The following is a 16773-nucleotide window of genomic DNA, read 5'->3' on the forward strand; positions in this document are numbered from 1 at the left end:
AAAATAATGAACAAACATCACTACAAAGTCATTTTCAGCCGCGTGTTAAATCAACTGGTGGTCGTGTCCGAATTGGCAAAAGCGCAAGGCAAAGCGGCAGATGAGAACAATCAAGCGGTGGCGGAAGGTCAAAATAGCACCGCATTGAACCTTCAAAATAGCACCGCATTGAAGTTCCAAAATGGCACCGCATTGACGCTGTCTTTAAAGCCGCTTTGTTTCGGGCTGATGTTGGCTTTGGGTTGGGTGAGTTTGTCTGAGAGCGCCTTGGCGGCACCGAATCCGACCGCCAATGCGGTGCCAAACGGTGTGGCGGAAATGGCCATTCGCGCCGATAAATCTGCGCCAAGCAACCAACAGGCGACGATTCTGCACACCGCCAACGGCTTGCCGCAAGTGAACATCCAAACGCCGAGCGCGGCGGGCGTGTCGCGTAATCAATATGCTCAATTTGACGTCGCCGAAAAAGGCGCGATTTTAAACAATGCGCGCAACACCGCACAAACACAAATGGCCGGCTGGGTGCAGGGCAACCCGAATTTGGCGCGTGGCGAAGCGAAAGTGATTTTAAACGAAGTCAATTCGGCAAATCCGAGTCGCTTAAAAGGCTACGTGGAAGTGGCGGGGCGAAAAGCCGATGTGGTGATTGCCAACCCGAACGGCATTGCGTGCGACGGCTGTGGCATCATCAATGCCGGCAGAGCAACAATGACGACAGGCCACGCACAAATGGAAAACGGCGAATTAAAAGGCTTTGAAGTCAAAGGCGGCAAGCTCAGCGTCGGAGGCAACGGGCTGGACAACCGCCAAGCGGATTACACCGACATCATCGCCGAACGGGTGCAAATTGACGGCGGCCTGTGGGCGAACAAAGGCATTAAAGTCACCACCGGGCAAAACAAAGTCGACAAGAATAATCAAAGCGTCGTGTACGTTGGCGACCGCGCGAACGCCCCAAATAGCACCGCATTGAACGCTCAAAACAGCACCGCATTGAACGCAGAGGATGCCGAAAATCCGGTTTACACCGTGGACGTCAGCCGCCTCGGCGGTATGTACGCCGAGAAAATTACGCTGGTGGATAACGGCGCGGGCTTAGGCGTACGTAATACCGGCCACATCGGCGCCTCGGCGGGTAATGTGCAAATTGACAGCCAAGGACGAATTGTCAACGAAGGCACCCTCAGCGCAACCCAACAAGCCCACCTTCGGGCCAAAGGCGATATTCAAAATAGCGGTAAAATGGAAACGCAACAAGGCGGAATTAAACTTGCCTCACAGCACCGCATTGAACAAAATGGCGCCGTCCTCACTCGCCAAGGCGCGATTTCTTATCAAGCGAAAGAAAATATTTCTCAGCGTGGTGAAAGCATCGCAAAAGGCAATATTATGTATCAAGCCCAAAACATTCACACCGAAAAAGACGCATTAATTGCTGCGGGTGTGAATACTGACGGCAAAACGCGTAGGTTAGAAACCCAACACGCGCAAGGTGCGAATATTACGCTCAATGCCAACGAAACGGTGACTTCCCGCGCCAAACATTTAGCCGGTGGGCAATTACGCGTCGATGCCGTTTCGGTGGATTTAGCGCAAAGCCGGGTAAGCGCATACGGCATTCACCTTCGCTCAAGCCAATCGCCATTAGTGTTAAATCAGGCGACGTTATATAGTGAAGGGCAAACAGGTTTAACGTCACCGCAGCATATTGATACGCAAGCGGCAAATCTCAATGCACAAAACTTTGTGGTGAATAGCGCGCAGCTGAATAATCAACAAGGCAACTGGATTCAGCGCGGTCGTGAAACGCTTACGTTAAACTTGAGCGCAAGATTAAATAACAGCCGAGGCCGCATCGCAACTGAGGGTGTGTTATCCCTTCAAACGCCATCGATTCAAAACAGCCAAGGCGTGCTTTGGTCAAACCACCGTTTGCAACTGGATGCGCAAGGCGGACGGATTGACAATCAAGCCGGTAACCTTTTTGGCAAATATCAATTAAGTGCGAATACGATAAGTCTTAATAACCGACAAGGCGAAATCTCAAGCGCTAACGCTTCCATCACGACACAGCAGATAAACAATGAAGGCGGTAAGCTGATTTCAAATGAACAAACTCATCTCAATGTGACGGCGCTAAATAATCAACGCCAAGGTTTAATCTATAGCCAAGGCAATATCACACTGAATACGCAAACAATTTCTAACCAAGCGGGGGAAATTATCGGGGCGAAGATCGCCGCTACTGCGCAACAGATGGATAACGATGGCGGCAAGCTGATTTCAGATAAACAAGCTCACCTCAACGTGACGGCACTCAATAATCAGCGCCAAGGCTTAATTTATAGCCAAGGTAACACCACGCTAAACACGCAAACCCTGCAAAATCAAAACGGGGTTATTTCATCACGTATTCATACTGCCGTTGAAACAAGCGCTTTAGATAATCAACAAGGCCTCATTCAAAGTGAGCGGGAGTTGATCCTTAACGCACAACAGCTTAACAATGCGCAAGGAAAAATATCTGCGCAAGATTTGACGCTGTCCGGCGACACCGCCGATAACAAAGAAGGTGTAATTGAAGCCGACAATGCAATACTCAACTTCAGCGTACTAGATAATCAAGGTCAAAGTGATGCGGGCTCGCTTGTTCGTGCTAGCAAGCGATTAGTGCTAAACATCACCCGCATCAATAATCAACACACCAACGCTACACAATCCACGCCGACACAAGGAATTCAAGCAGCCGATTTAGTCATGAATGGCGATGTTCTTGAAAACCAAGGCGGTGGAATTTATGTGGCGAAATCCGCAAATCTTGCCATTAATCAATTATTGAATAATCGACAAGGTGAAATTTTATCTACCGGTCATATTAATATCATTAACCCCGGTTTTACTTTGGCAGTGGATAATACGTTGGGCAAACTGGACTCAGTCATCAGCACCGCATTGCAGGCGAAATCCTTGGTTGACGAGGGTTCAATCAATACCCAAGGTGATTTAGCCATTGATTTAAAGGATAGTTTTACACTAAATCGAGGCTTCGGGGTGGGCCATAATTTAACGTTTCGTACACAAGGGGATTTTGTCAATAACACGAATCTTATTGTAGGGAATCGCGCTTTGATTGAAGGCGCGACAATTCGAAACGAAGCACAGGCCGAAATTACCTCTTCGGATACTCGTCTGCAAAGCCAAACACTAGATAACTTCGGTTTAATTGACGGCAATACCACCTTGATTAAAGCCGGTGAAGCCAATAATATCGGTAAGGCACGTATTTACGGCGGACGGCTCGCCATAGAAGCGAAAAATCTTAACAACCTTGAAGACGCCGACGGCAACGCCGCCACGATTGCCGCACGCGAACGTCTCGATTTAGGCGTAGCTAACCTCGTCAATCGCAATCATTCCCTCATTATGAGTTTGGGCAATCTCTATATCGGCGGAAAATTGGATAAAAATAATCAAACGCTCGGTTATGCTAATGATATTGATAACGGCAGCGCAACTATCGAAGCATTAGGTAGCGGTCGAGTGCAAACCCGTCATCTCTTAAATCATGATTTACATCTAAAACTGGGTGACAAAATAAAACATGAAAGAATTAAAGAAGTGTCTTTAGGCAGTAATACACATCGTTATCGTGACGGCAAAGACGGCTATTTTAATTTAAATAACGGCAGTCGTAATCCGAACTCCTATTTTCAATTAACCAACGGGCACCGCATTGAAGGCTTCGGCTGGAAGATTTGGGAGTTCACAAGAACAACTGTCACCAGTACGATTGAACATCAAGATCCGGGTAAGATTTTAATGGGAGGCGAACTTCATCTTTCCGGTGAAAATCTTCATAACCGACACAGTCAAATCTTAGTGGGACAAAAATTACTATTGGATGACAACGCCTTTCTTCAAAGCAGCGATAAAGTCTTAAGTAGCGCCCTTTCCAGACTCAATAACGAGGATCTCATCGGCGAGATAAATATTGTTGATAACGGCGATTTTGCGCAAGAATATCGGGTGAGAAAGAAAAAAGGCCGCAAAGGGCATAATCATTACCATCACCATAGCGCCTTTAACGATGTACATGCTACGCAACACTTTAATTTCGGTTTAGAACTATTGAAAATTGGCGAACCGATTGTTTCAGTCGGTGCAACCGTTGATGAGAAATCGGATTTTCAAGGCGTCTCCGTTACACAAAAAACGCCATTAAATACCGATTTAACGGGAAATCCTGTAAATACGGGGAGTATTACTTCGGGTATGGTAAAAAACCGAGATGAGCTCGGTATTAAAACCCATTTGCCGGAGATTACACTACCGCAGGGAAGCCTGTATAAAATTAATCCGAGTTCAACCTCTTCGTTTTTAGTGGAAACGGATCCGCGTTTTACCGATCGCAGTAAATGGTTAAGTAGTGATTATATGTTTAAACAACTTAATAACGATCCGCAAAATCAACTAAAACGCTTAGGTGACGGTTTTTATGAACAACGTTTAATTAACGAACAAATCAATCAGCTCACAGGCAGACGTTTCTTAGACGGTTATTTATCCGATTATGAGCAATACAAGGCCTTAATGGATAACGGGGTACTGTATGCAAAAAAACTGAATCTGATTCCGGGCGTAGCCCTTTCTGCCGAACAAATGAAAGCTTTAACATCAGATATGGTTTGGATGGTGAACCGCGAAGTTATCTTGCAAGACGGTACAAAAACGACTGTGCTAACTCCGCAAGTTTATCTTGTCGGACGTAATACGCATGTAAACAGCCGTGGCGCACTGATCTCTGCGAATGAGGTAATAATTAACACGCAAGGTAATGTACAAAACGGCGGTATTATTGCCGGGCGCAATCTTACGCACTTGAGCGCAAACAATATTGAAAACCAAGGAGGAAAACTACAAGGCCGAGATGTGTATTTATTTGCAAAAAATCGTTTGCATAATTTAGGCGGTGCACTTTCTGCCGAACAAAATCTTACAGCAAAAGCAAAAAATATTGATATTGAAAGCACCCTGTCTGAAACCTCGGATAACGGACACTTTAAACATAAAAATATTGACCGCATCGCGACGATTCAAGCCGGAGATAAAGATAATCATACCAATATCGCCCTTTATGCAACAGAAGAGTTGACAGTAAAAGGGGCGAATATGGATATCAAAGGCAATGCGACTTTCCAAGCCGGCAACAAACTTCACCTTGGCACGATTGAAACGGAAAATAAACAACACTTTATTAAAGACGGCGACAACTACTACAAACTTCATCAACAAAATGAAGTAGGAAATCGGTTAAACATTGAAGGTGATGGTCGTTTTATCGGCGACGCCGAAATTGAAATGCGCGGTGTTTCAGCCACAAGTAACGGCACAATAGATATGCTTTCCCATGGTGACATTAATATTCAAGAAAGCCGTCAAAAAGAAAGCCTTGCCGAAGGGACAAAGTGGACGAAACGCGGGATGTTCCAATCTAAAACCGAAATTCGTCGCCATAATCACAACTACAATCTGGCGGAAGCATCAAATTTAGATGCGAATAAAATCAACATTCAATCCACTCATGGCGATGTCACGCTACAAGGCTCCAATGCGGTGTCGGAAAAGGACTTCACGGTTAGCGCAAAAAACATTGCAATTAAAGAAGCTGAAAATAACGTTTATTCCGATGATTTTCACGCGAAGAAAAAATCCGGCGTACTGACCGGCGGAGGCATAGGCATTACATTCGGCGCCCAAAAACAAACCGTCGAAAGCGACCAAACCAAACGCTATGCGCAAGGCAGTCAGGCGGGAAGTTTGAACGGCAATACGAACATCGTTGCTGACAAAACTTACACGCAAACGGCCAGCACGGTGAGTAGTGTAAACGGCAATGTGAATATCCTCGCCCAGAAAGTCGGCATTCAAGCTGCCGATGACAGATACGAAACCAACACCAAACAAACCTTCCAACAAAAAGGCTTAACCATCGCCATTACTTCGCCAATACTCTCGGCGCTTCAGGCAGTGCAAGGCGCGGTACAATCCGTAGAAAAAGTCGGACAGAGTAAAAATGACCGAGTGAACGCGATGGCCGCGGCCAATGCGGGGATGAGTGCGTATCGTGCTTATCAGGCGGTGAATGGGGCGAAAGACGCGGTAAAAAGTGTGGCTGATGCGGGCAACATCACCAAAGACGGCGTGGACAGCTTGGTCGGTATTCAAATTACCTATGGGCAACAAAAAAGCGAATCGAAAACCCATACCGAGGGCAAAACCGCTGCTACAAGCGAAGTCAATGCGGGCGGAAAAGTCAATGTCACGGCAACAGGGGCGAACAAAGACTCGACCATCCATATAGAAGGCGCTGATGTATCCGGCAAACAAGGAACGCATCTTGCCGCTGATAATCAAGTAAACATTAAAGCCGCCGAACAAACACATAAAGAACGCAGTACCAACAAATCCAGCGGATTCAATGTGGGTGTAGCGATTAAAGTTGGCAGCGGTGTAGCAGCCGGTGTTACGGTTGGTGGCAACTATGGTAAAGGCTACGGTAACGGCGATGAAACCACTTATGTGGCAAGCCATGTAGGCGATATGAACAGCCAGACAACAATTCATGCAGGCGGTGATGCGAACCTCATCGGTAGCCAAGTGAAAGGCAAGCGTGTTGAAGTCAATACTGAAAATCTCAACATTGAAAGCTTGCAAGACAAATCCACTTATAAAGGTAAGCAAATGAATGTAAGTGGTAGTGTGACAGTGGGCTACGGTTTCTCTACCGGTGGCAGCTACAGCCAATCTAAAATTAACGCCGATCATGCCAGCGTAAATGAGCAGGCAGGGATTTATGCAGGTGATGATGGCTATGACATCAACGTCAATAAACACACGGACTTAAAAGGTGCGCTTATCACATCTACGCAGAAAGCAGAAGATGACGGTAAAAACCAAATCTCCACCGCTACACTCTCCCATGCCGATATTGAAAACCACTCAAACTACAGCGGTTCAAGCTTTGGTTTGAGTGGCAGTGTGGCGGCGAATTTTGAGACACCGTTTGGGAAAGATGGTCAAGTACAAAGTAGTAAACAGGCGGTGGATGATAATGGCAATCTAATTTATAGAAACGACCGAGGAGAAATGACCACAGAAGCCAAAAATGCGCAGGGTAAAGACAACGCAAAACAACTTGCTACAGGTTGGAATTCTTTAGAAACCTCAACAGGATTTGGCATTGGGCGAGATAAAGAAAGTCAAAGTAGCGTGACAAAAAGTGGTATTAATACCAAGAATATTGAAATTATAGACCAAGCGGAACAACTGGCGAAAACCGGTGAAACGGTTGAGCAGACGCTAGATAGCATTAAAACCGATGTAACTACGGATAATGCAGAGCAGCATTCCGGCAAGTTGGAAAATCATTTTGATAAAGACAAGGTGATGAAAGAGCTCAACATTCAAGTGAAAGTTACTCAAGATTTTCGTAAAAATGCCTTCTCAATGATTGATGCCTATGTGCTTCCAAAACAGGCTGAATTGAGAAAACAAATCAAGGAAGCCAAAACGGAAGAGGAAAAGACCGCACTTTATGGAGCAATTTATAAATTGCAATATCAAAAACGTTTGCTTGAAACCGTGGTAGGCATCGTATCGGGTTCGCCTGATGTTGCAATAACACAAGGAACTTTGCAATTAGCCGCAACGAAGATGAGAGAGGAGACTTTGGCCAATTCAAGATTATTTAAAGGTATTAAAGATGCTAAGACTGGTCAAGTATATCGAAATGATTCTTATGATAGTGGGTATTTTGATGGGGTTAAGTTAGGTGGGGTTAGACTAGATATTAATGCTATTTGTAATCCTAATGTAGGCAATTGTGTTCATAATGATGATGGAACAATAACTTTTGAAGGGGGAGATAAATACCCAACTCTAGATAAAGTATTTACCCCAAATAATGATTTTGCTAGTGACTTTTATGGTCCAACTGGAGGCCATCAACCAGAAAAAGGAGGATGGTATTTGCCATATGGAATAACAATTCCATATGAGAAAGGTAGTCTGTCTGATATGGCGGTAGAGTCATTTGCTGGAACTCACGATCTATTGGGTGGACAAATGTGGGGATGGTATGACAAACAAGGAAATACAGTACCTAAAAATAAGCTTACTGGAGTAGTATCAGATATAACCACCGTTGTTGCAATACCTGTGTCTGCGCCATTTGCGCTATCTGATGTATTATCATCAGATACATTTGAACTTTTGATGAAAATAGGGGGGAAATAAAAATGAAAAAGTTTTTGATGATATCTCTATTATTCCTTCATGGTTGCTATTGGCATAATGGGTGTCTGTATACAGCGCAAATGGTTAATTGCTATATGGATAAAGTGCCATTTTCTTCTATCGCTTATTATCAAAAAATAGATAGTATCGGACATACTGATATAAATCAGCGCTGGAGAGATGCTGAATTGTGTGGAGCTAAATATGGAGATAGTAATTTATGGAGTGTTATTAAACCCCAAAATTTCCGAAATGAATTTCGTATTTGTATGGAAAGTAAAGGATATCATATATTTGACAGCTCAGAATGTGGTGTAAAAGAACCTAAAAGCTTGAACAAGGGGATATGTAATGAATAGCCTACTAAGTAACAACTGCTATTGCAATACCAGTATCCGTACCATTTGCTTTATCCGATGTAATGTCATCAGATATGTTTGAACTTTTGATGAAAATAGGAGGTAAATAAAAATGAGGTACTCCTTATTTCTTCTTTGTTTTATATTAAACGGATGTTGGTACTCAAACGGATGTTTTTATACTCCACAAATGGTTAATTGTGTTGATAAAGGCAAATCATGGCCAGCTATAGCACATTATCAAAAGCCTTATAGTATAGGTAAAACTAATTCACACCAGCGTTGGAAAGATGCTGTTAAGTGCGGAGCTGAATATGGTGATTATGATTTGAAAAAGCTTCATAGTGATAATTATGAAAAATTTCATAGTTGTATGGAAACAAAAGGATATAAAAAATTTTGGCCCGCAGAATGCGGTTATAAAAATTCCAAATGGGATAAGGGGATATGTAATGAATAGCTTAGTAAAAATGGGGGGATTTCAATCGGTTAAAGGGAGATGGAATCCCCTAGATAGAGCGCGTCTCCTGACCACAGCTATTCGAAACCTTAACTGTAGAAGATCAAACCCAATCTGACAGTCTCCCATTTAAAAACTCGTGCCTGTCAGATTAAATCTGATCTTCTACAGGTCAGCATCAATGTGTAGTGATGTTTCGACAAAAATTCACTATAATTCGTCCTTTTTAAGAAACATTATGCTACTACCCTCTCTGCAATCTGCAAAATTAATTCGACGTTATAAACGTTTCCTTGCCGATATTGAATTGCCAAACGGCGAAGTAATAACTATTCACTGTGCCAACACCGGTGCAATGACCGGCTGCGGTGAAAAAGGCGATATCGTTTGGTATTCTCGCTCTGACAACCAAACCCGTAAATATCCCCATTCTTGGGAACTCACCCAACTGCCAAACGGCCAACTTTGCTGTATCAATACGCATCGCTCTAATCAACTGGTGTTCGAAGCATTACAAAACAAGCAAATTAAAGCGCTGGCAATGTACGATGAAATTCATCCTGAAGTTAAATACGGCGAAGAAAACAGTCGCATAGACTTCCTTTTAAAAGGCAAAGGCTTGCCGGATTGTTATGTGGAAGTGAAATCTATTACGTTGGTAAAAGACGATCTAGGCATGTTCCCCGATGCCGTCACTACGCGCGGACAAAAACACGTGCGCGAATTACTGACAATGAAAAAACAAGGTTATCGCGCTGTAGTGCTATTTGCCGGGCTACACAATGGTTTCAAGCATTTCAAAATTGCTGAATATATTGATCCTGAATACGATCGCTTGTTGAAAGAAGCAATCGAACAAGGCGTAGAGGCCTATGCCTATGCAGGAGAATTTAAGATTTCTGATGGAATTCCAACTGCACTCACATTGACGGAAGCCGTTCCTTATATCAAATAAATAAATTTGAGAATTATTTGCATTTAGTTATTGACAAGATTATTGAGAACAATTATCATCTAACCATTCCAACAACAATATTAGATAATCACTCCAACATTCCCGCCTATTTCCCCACAAATAGGCGTTTTTTTTTATTCACAATTCATTCATAATCCCTATAATAAAGCCCTTTACAAAACACAATTAGGAAATAACGATGACTGATATTAATACCGTTCTCGCAGAACTAAAGCGCGGTACGGATGAAATCCTTTCAGAAGCGGATTTAATCGAAAAATTGAAAGAAAATCGCCCTTTAAAAGTAAAATTAGGCGCCGACCCGACTGCCCCGGATATTCATTTGGGACATACCGTAGTGTTAAATAAATTACGTCAATTCCAACAGTTCGGTCACGAAGTATATTTCTTAATCGGTGATTTCACCGGTATGGTAGGCGACCCGTCAGGCAAAAACGCCACCCGCCCTCCCCTTAGCCGCGAAGACGTGCTACGCAATGCAGAAACTTACAAAGAACAGATTTTCAAAATTTTAGATCCGGCAAAAACTAAAATCGTGTTCAATTCCGAATGGTTAGGCAAACTCGGAACCGAAGGCATGATTCGCTTGGCAAGTAACTACACCGTTGCCCGTATGTTGGAACGTGACGATTTCAAAAAACGCTTCAACAATAATCAACCGATTGCCATCCACGAATTTATCTATCCATTATTGCAGGGACACGATTCCGTCGCATTAAGTGCAGACATCGAACTGGGTGGAACCGACCAAAAATTCAATTTATTAGTCGGTCGCGAATTACAAAAATCCGCCGGCAAAAAACCGCAGGTCGCCATCACTATGCCATTGCTCGTCGGTTTAGACGGCGAGAAAAAAATGTCTAAATCGCTAGGTAACTATATTGGCGTGACTGATGCACCAAATGACATGTTCGGTAAAATCATGTCGATTTCGGACGATTTAATGTGGGATTGGTATAACTTACTTTCATTCCGCCCATTAAGCGAAATCGCACAACTAAAAGCGGATGTAGAAAACGGCAAAAATCCGCGTGACGTAAAAATTTTACTGGCTAAAGAAATTATCGCGCGTTTCCATAATGAAGCCGCGGCTGATGCCGCCGAACAAGAATTTATCAATCGTTTCCAAAAAGGTGCCATACCGGATGAAATGCCAGAATTCACTTTCACGGACGAAATCGGTTTAGCGACTTTATTAAAAGAAGCCGGCCTCGTTCCTTCCACTTCTGAGGCAATTCGTTCCGCGCAACAAGGCGGCGTGAAAATCAACGGCGAAAAAGTGGGAGATGTAAAAGTCAACGCGCCAAAAGGCACAAATATTTACCAAGTAGGCAAACGCAAGTTTGCACGCGTAACGGTGAAATAAAAATGGAAATTAACCGCGCTTTTAAAGTGCGGTTATTTTTTAATTAAAGAATCAACATAACACAAAGAAATGGCTATGAAGTCGCAATGAAAGTTGAAATTAGCACCGCATTGAAGCCTTTATTTTCGCGGTCATTACGTGCCATAAATGGAAAACACGAAGAAGCTCAATAGCAATATTTATAAATACGCTGTTATCAACAAAAGGAAAATACTATGAGCCAAAAAATTTGGGTAACCGGCGATGCCGTGGTGGATTTGATTCCCGACGGTGAAAATCATTATTTACGTTGTGCGGGTGGGGCGCCGGCTAACGTGGCAGTGGGCGTGGCGCGCTTAGGTTGTCAGAGTGCCTTTATCGGACGCGTGGGCAACGATCCACTCGGTCAATTTATGCAAGAAACGCTAAATGCGGGAAACGTGGATATCACACATATGATTCTCGATCCACAACATCGCACTTCAACGGTTGTGGTCGGTTTAGATAACGGCGAACGCAGTTTCACCTTTATGGTGAATCCGAGTGCCGATCAATTCCTGCAAACTACCGATTTACCGCCGTTCCAAGCGGGCGAGTGGTTGCACTGCTGCTCCATCGCGCTGATCAATAACCCGTCGCGCGAAGCAACCTTTGAAGCGATTCGACGCATTAAAGTGGCGGGCGGCTTCTTCTCGTTCGATCCGAATTTGCGTGAATCCCTTTGGGCTAATTTAGATGAAATGAAAACCGTGGTGATGGAAGCGGTGGCACTGGCAGACGTATTGAAATTCTCCGAGGAAGAACTCACCCTGCTTACTAACACCGATAGTTTGGAAAAAGCGTTCGAACGCATCACCACGCTTTATCCGGAAAAATTAATTATCGTGACCCTTGGCAAAGAGGGCGCGTTATATCATTTTGCCGGTAAAAAAGACGTGGTGGTCGGCAAAGCGTTAAAACCGGTCGATACCACCGGTGCAGGCGACGCTTTCGTAGGGGGATTACTTGCGGGACTCGCTCAACATCCAAACTGGCAAGAAGATGATGTGTTGCAGCAAGTTATCCGCCAAGCCAATGCCTGTGGTGCACTTGCCACAACGGCCAAAGGCGCGATGTCGGCCTTGCCTAATAAAGCGCAACTCACTGAATTTTTAGCCGATTAATCATAAGGTGCGTGAATAACGATATTCACGCACCTTGATTTTATTTACGTACATAAATTTTAATCTGTACCATTTCCATTTCTGACAGAAGATTCAAATGATTATTTTCAATAACGGCAAATACAAAAGCCTCCTTGCTGCCGCACCGGGCGAGCTCAATGCGGTGCTGAAAACAGTAGCCGGCGACAAAGATTTTTATCCGACTTACCACCTTGCGCCGCCAACCGGCTTATTAAACGACCCAAATGGATTGGTGTTTGATGGCGAAAAATATCATCTTTTTTATCAATGGTTTCCGTTTGATGCATTGCACGGTATGAAACATTGGAAACATTTCGTCACACATGATTTTCACACTTATCAAGCGGCCGACGATTTAATTCCTTGCAAATTATTCGAATCGCACGGTTGCTATTCTGGCGGCGCATTGAAAGTGGGCGACAAATTGGCAATGTTCTATACCGGCAACACTCGCCGACCGAGCGATAATCAACGCGTACCGTACCAAAATCTAGCGATTTTCGATTTAGACGGTAAACTCATCGACAAGCGTCCATTAATCGAAAATGCACCAGCCGGCTACACCGAGCATGTGCGCGATCCGAAACCTTATTTCGCCCAAGACGGCAAAATTCGCTTCATCTGCGGTGCGCAACGAGAAAACCTTAGCGGCACCGCAATTATTTTTGAAATGGATAACTTAAACGACAAGCCGCGTTTGCTCGGCGAACTTGCCGTGCCGGCATTTAACAATCACAAGGTATTTATGTGGGAATGCCCGGATTTGTTTAAATTAAGTGATAAAGACATTTTTATTTGGTCGCCACAAGGCAAAGATCGAGCACCGCATCAATTTCAAAATAACTACCACGCCACTTATGCTATCGGGCACTTGAACGGTAATACGCTGGAAGCCAAACATATCGCCGAACTCGACCAAGGTTTCGACTTTTACGCACCACAAACTTTCAGTGGCTTAGAAAATAAAGAAAGCACCCTGATGTTCGGTTGGATCGGCTTACCGGATCTCACTTATCCAACAGATAAATTCAAATGGCATTCTGCCCTCACATTACCTCGCGAAATTCATTTAGAAAACAATCGGTTATATCAACATCCGATTGCAAAAATCTATGAAAATCTGACCGCAGTTTCAACCTTCACCTTGCAAGGGAAAATGCACGTCGCCGATTTAGATCGTGCTTATTTAAAATTTGATGCGGGCAATAAACCATTTAAATTGAATTTCTTTGCCAATGAAAAAGGCGAGTATTTAAGCTTATCTTACGAAAATAGTTTGATTTGTTTGGATCGTAGTCAATCCGAGCAAACCGAGTTAATGAAAAAATTCGGAACGCAGCGTTATTGCGAAGTGGAAGAATTGCATTTGGTAGAAATTTTCTTTGATCGCTCAATTGTGGAGATTTTCATAAATAACGGTGAGAAATCGATGACGTCACGCTTCTTTATCGCAGAAAGAGAAAATCTGATAAGCTCGGATCGTTCGTTAGACATTGAAATTGGTTATCCTAAACCAATTCAGTATGTTTAACTAAAATCAACTTCGTTAATAACGAATAATGTTGAAAATAAATCATCTAGGAAAATTAATGATCTGGAAAAAAACATTTACACTGCCGCAACTTAACGAAATGGGAAAAAACTGTGCAGTGGGACATCTCGGCATCGAAATCTCAGCATTCGGCGACAATTGGTTGGAAGCAAGCATGCCGGTAGATCATCGCACGACACAGCCTTTCGGTTTACTGCACGGCGGCGTTTCGGTAGCGCTGGCGGAAACCGTCGGATCGCTGGCAGGTTTTCTTGCTGTGGAGGAAGGCAATGCGGTGCTCGGAGCAGAGATCAGCGCTAATCATCTTCGCCCGGTGAGACAAGGCAAAGTCACGGCCAAAGCGACGCCAATTAATTTAAGCCCCAATACCCATGTTTGGCAAATTGACATCCGCACGGAAGAAGATAAACTTTGCTGCCTTGCACGATTAACGCTTTCTATTATCACGCTATGACAATAACAAAAAAATTTGGAGTCATTTTAGCCAATTTAGGCACGCCTGACGAACCGACATCTTCCGCCATTTCCCGCTATTTATGGGAGTTTTTAACGGATCCGCGCGTGGTGGATTTACCGCGCTGGAAGTGGTTTCCGTTACTAAAAGCGATTATTTTACCGCTACGTTCCAAACGCATCGCGAAAAATTATCAAGCCATTTGGACAACACAAGGGTCGCCTTTATTCGCCATTACCAAACAGCAACAACAGGCATTGCAAACTTATTTGAGCGCACAAGGAATTGATGTGCAAGTTGAAATCGCCATGACTTACGGCAATCCGTCAATGCGAAGTGCGGTCAAAAATTTGCTTAAAAGTCAGGTGGAAAAAATTATCGTTTTGCCGCTTTATCCGCAATATTCCAGTACCACTACGGGCGCTTTGCTTGATGCTTTTGCCAATGCGCTGAAACAAGAACGCGGTTTTGTGCCTTTTGATTTTATCCATTCCTATCATTTAAATGAAAACTACATTAATGCCTTGGCACAATCCGTTCAAGCGCGCTTAAAAGCTGACGAGTTTTTGTTATTCTCTTATCATGGCATCCCGCTGCGTTATGAAAATATGGGCGATTATTATCGCGAACATTGCAAACAAACCACTATCGCAGTGGCGGAAAAGCTTGGTTTAACGAAAAACCAATGGGCGATGAGCTTCCAATCGCGTTTTGGTCGCGAAGAATGGTTACAGCCTTACACCGATAAGTTTTTGCAAAATGCAAGTGCGCAAGGGATTAACAAAATTGCGGTAATTTGTCCCGGTTTTGCTGCAGATTGCTTGGAAACCATTGAAGAAATTGATGAAGAAAACCGCGAGTATTTCTTAACGCATGGCGGCGAGTCTTATCAATATATTCCGGCCTTGAATGCGGTGCCCGCGCACATTGCAATGATGGGAAAATTAATTTTAGAAAAAATCATATAAAAATCGCATAAAAAAGCGCGGGTTCAATGCCGCGCTTTTTACGTTCTCATTGTTTTAACGAATTTCCACCAAGATTCGCGCTTCCGGCTTACGCGCGATCAGCTTGCCGATTTCATAAATCTCAATTCCCTCTTGCTGTGCAATATCAAGAAGTTGTCGCTCACTTTCCGGTTTCACCGCCACCAGCAAACCGCCTGAGGTTTGCGGATCGCACAACACCGCTTTTTGATAATCCGTTAAAGCGCCGACTTTATCTCCGTAACTGTCAAAGTTACGCGTCGTACCGCCCGGCACGCAGCCTTCTGCAATATATTCCGGCACGCCATCCAGCGTATGAATGCGATCGAAAAATAGCACCGCATTGAGATTCGCACCTTCGCAGACTTCAATCAAATGTCCAAGTAAACCGAACCCCGTCACATCCGTCATTGCTGTCACGCCGTCCACTTCAGAAAATCGGCTACCGATGCTATTCATCCGGCACATCATTTTTGTTGCTAAGCCTTGGTGTTCGGCTTTTAGCTTGCCTTTTTTCTCCGCGGTAGTCAGCACGCCGATACCAAGCGGTTTGGTTAAATAAAGCTTACAACCGACTTGCGCCGACGCATTACGTTTGACTTTTTCCGTATTGATCACGCCCGTTACTGCCAAGCCAAAAATTGGTTCCGGCGCATCAATAGAATGCCCTCCGGCAAGAGAAATGCCCGCTTGATGACAAGCAAAACGTCCGCCATCGACGATTTTTTGTGCGATTTCCGCCGGTAATTGATTAATCGGAAAACCTAAAATCGCAATTGCCATAATCGGCTTACCGCCCATGGCAAAAATATCGCTGATGGCATTGGTTGCCGCGATGCGTCCGAAATCAAAAGGGTCGTCCACAATCGGCATAAAGAAATCCGTAGTACTAATAATCGCGCTACCGTTGCCCAAATCGTAAACCGCCGCGTCATCCGCTGTGTCATTACCGACCAATAAATTCGGATCGACAAAATTTTCAAGTTGCGTTTGTAAAATAGTCCCTAACACCTTAGGCGAAATTTTACAGCCTCAACCCGCGCCATGGCTGTACTGAGTTAAACGAATTTCGTCCGTCATACTGCATTCCTTGTGATAAATGGATGGCGAATTATACCTTTTTTGCGATGAAAGTGCGGTCAAAAAATCAAACGTTTTTGCT

General features: G+C 44.0%; 10 protein-coding genes. 9 read left to right on the forward strand and 1 reads right to left on the reverse strand.

Annotated elements, in window-relative coordinates; translation table 11 throughout:
• Positions 1-6: 6 nt before the first annotated feature.
• From ACO59Y_RS06700 to hemH, 9 genes are all read left to right on the forward strand, one after another.
• Positions 7-8295 carry a two-partner secretion domain-containing protein gene (locus tag ACO59Y_RS06700; protein WP_486131772.1) on the forward strand — a complete coding sequence of 2763 codons (8289 nt, stop codon included), beginning with the start codon at positions 7-9 and terminating at the stop codon, positions 8293-8295.
• Between the two features lie 2 nt (positions 8296-8297).
• Positions 8298-8654, forward strand: coding sequence for a hypothetical protein (locus tag ACO59Y_RS06705; RefSeq protein ID WP_212510223.1), 357 nt, complete (start codon positions 8298-8300; stop codon positions 8652-8654).
• 190 nt (positions 8655-8844) lie between these two features.
• On the forward strand, positions 8845-9114 hold the full coding sequence (locus ACO59Y_RS06710; protein WP_486131774.1) for a hypothetical protein: 270 nt from the start codon (positions 8845-8847) through the stop codon (positions 9112-9114).
• 238 nt (positions 9115-9352) lie between these two features.
• Complete coding sequence (gene sfsA / locus ACO59Y_RS06715; protein WP_486131776.1) at positions 9353-10069, forward strand: DNA/RNA nuclease SfsA; 717 nt, start codon at positions 9353-9355, stop codon at positions 10067-10069.
• Between the two features lie 199 nt (positions 10070-10268).
• Positions 10269-11456, forward strand: a complete 1188-nt coding sequence (gene tyrS / locus ACO59Y_RS06720; protein ID WP_486131778.1) for a tyrosine--tRNA ligase — start codon at positions 10269-10271, stop codon at positions 11454-11456.
• A 215-nt stretch (positions 11457-11671) separates the two neighbouring features.
• Complete coding sequence (locus ACO59Y_RS06725) at positions 11672-12598, forward strand: aminoimidazole riboside kinase (RefSeq protein ID WP_486131780.1); 927 nt, start codon at positions 11672-11674, stop codon at positions 12596-12598.
• Positions 12599-12695: 97 nt separating this feature from the next.
• On the forward strand, positions 12696-14150 hold the full coding sequence (locus ACO59Y_RS06730) for a glycoside hydrolase family 32 protein (protein ID WP_486131782.1): 1455 nt from the start codon (positions 12696-12698) through the stop codon (positions 14148-14150).
• A gap of 58 nt (positions 14151-14208) precedes the next feature.
• A complete protein-coding gene (locus tag ACO59Y_RS06735; RefSeq protein WP_373602842.1) occupies positions 14209-14625 on the forward strand; it encodes a hotdog fold thioesterase in 417 nt (138 codons plus the stop codon).
• The gene (gene hemH, locus ACO59Y_RS06740; protein ID WP_486131784.1) at positions 14622-15593 is read left to right on the forward strand and encodes a ferrochelatase; all 972 of its coding nucleotides are present in this window, start codon (positions 14622-14624) and stop codon (positions 15591-15593) included. The genes ACO59Y_RS06735 and hemH overlap by 4 nt, the downstream gene beginning before the upstream one ends.
• Before the next feature lie 54 nt (positions 15594-15647).
• Here hemH and selD read toward each other — a convergent pair whose 3' ends face one another.
• On the reverse strand, positions 15648-16691 hold the full coding sequence (gene selD / locus ACO59Y_RS06745; protein ID WP_486131786.1) for a selenide, water dikinase SelD: 1044 nt from the start codon (positions 16689-16691) through the stop codon (positions 15648-15650).
• Positions 16692-16773: the final 82 nt, after the last annotated feature.

It is taken from the genome of Rodentibacter sp., assembly GCF_057314195.1.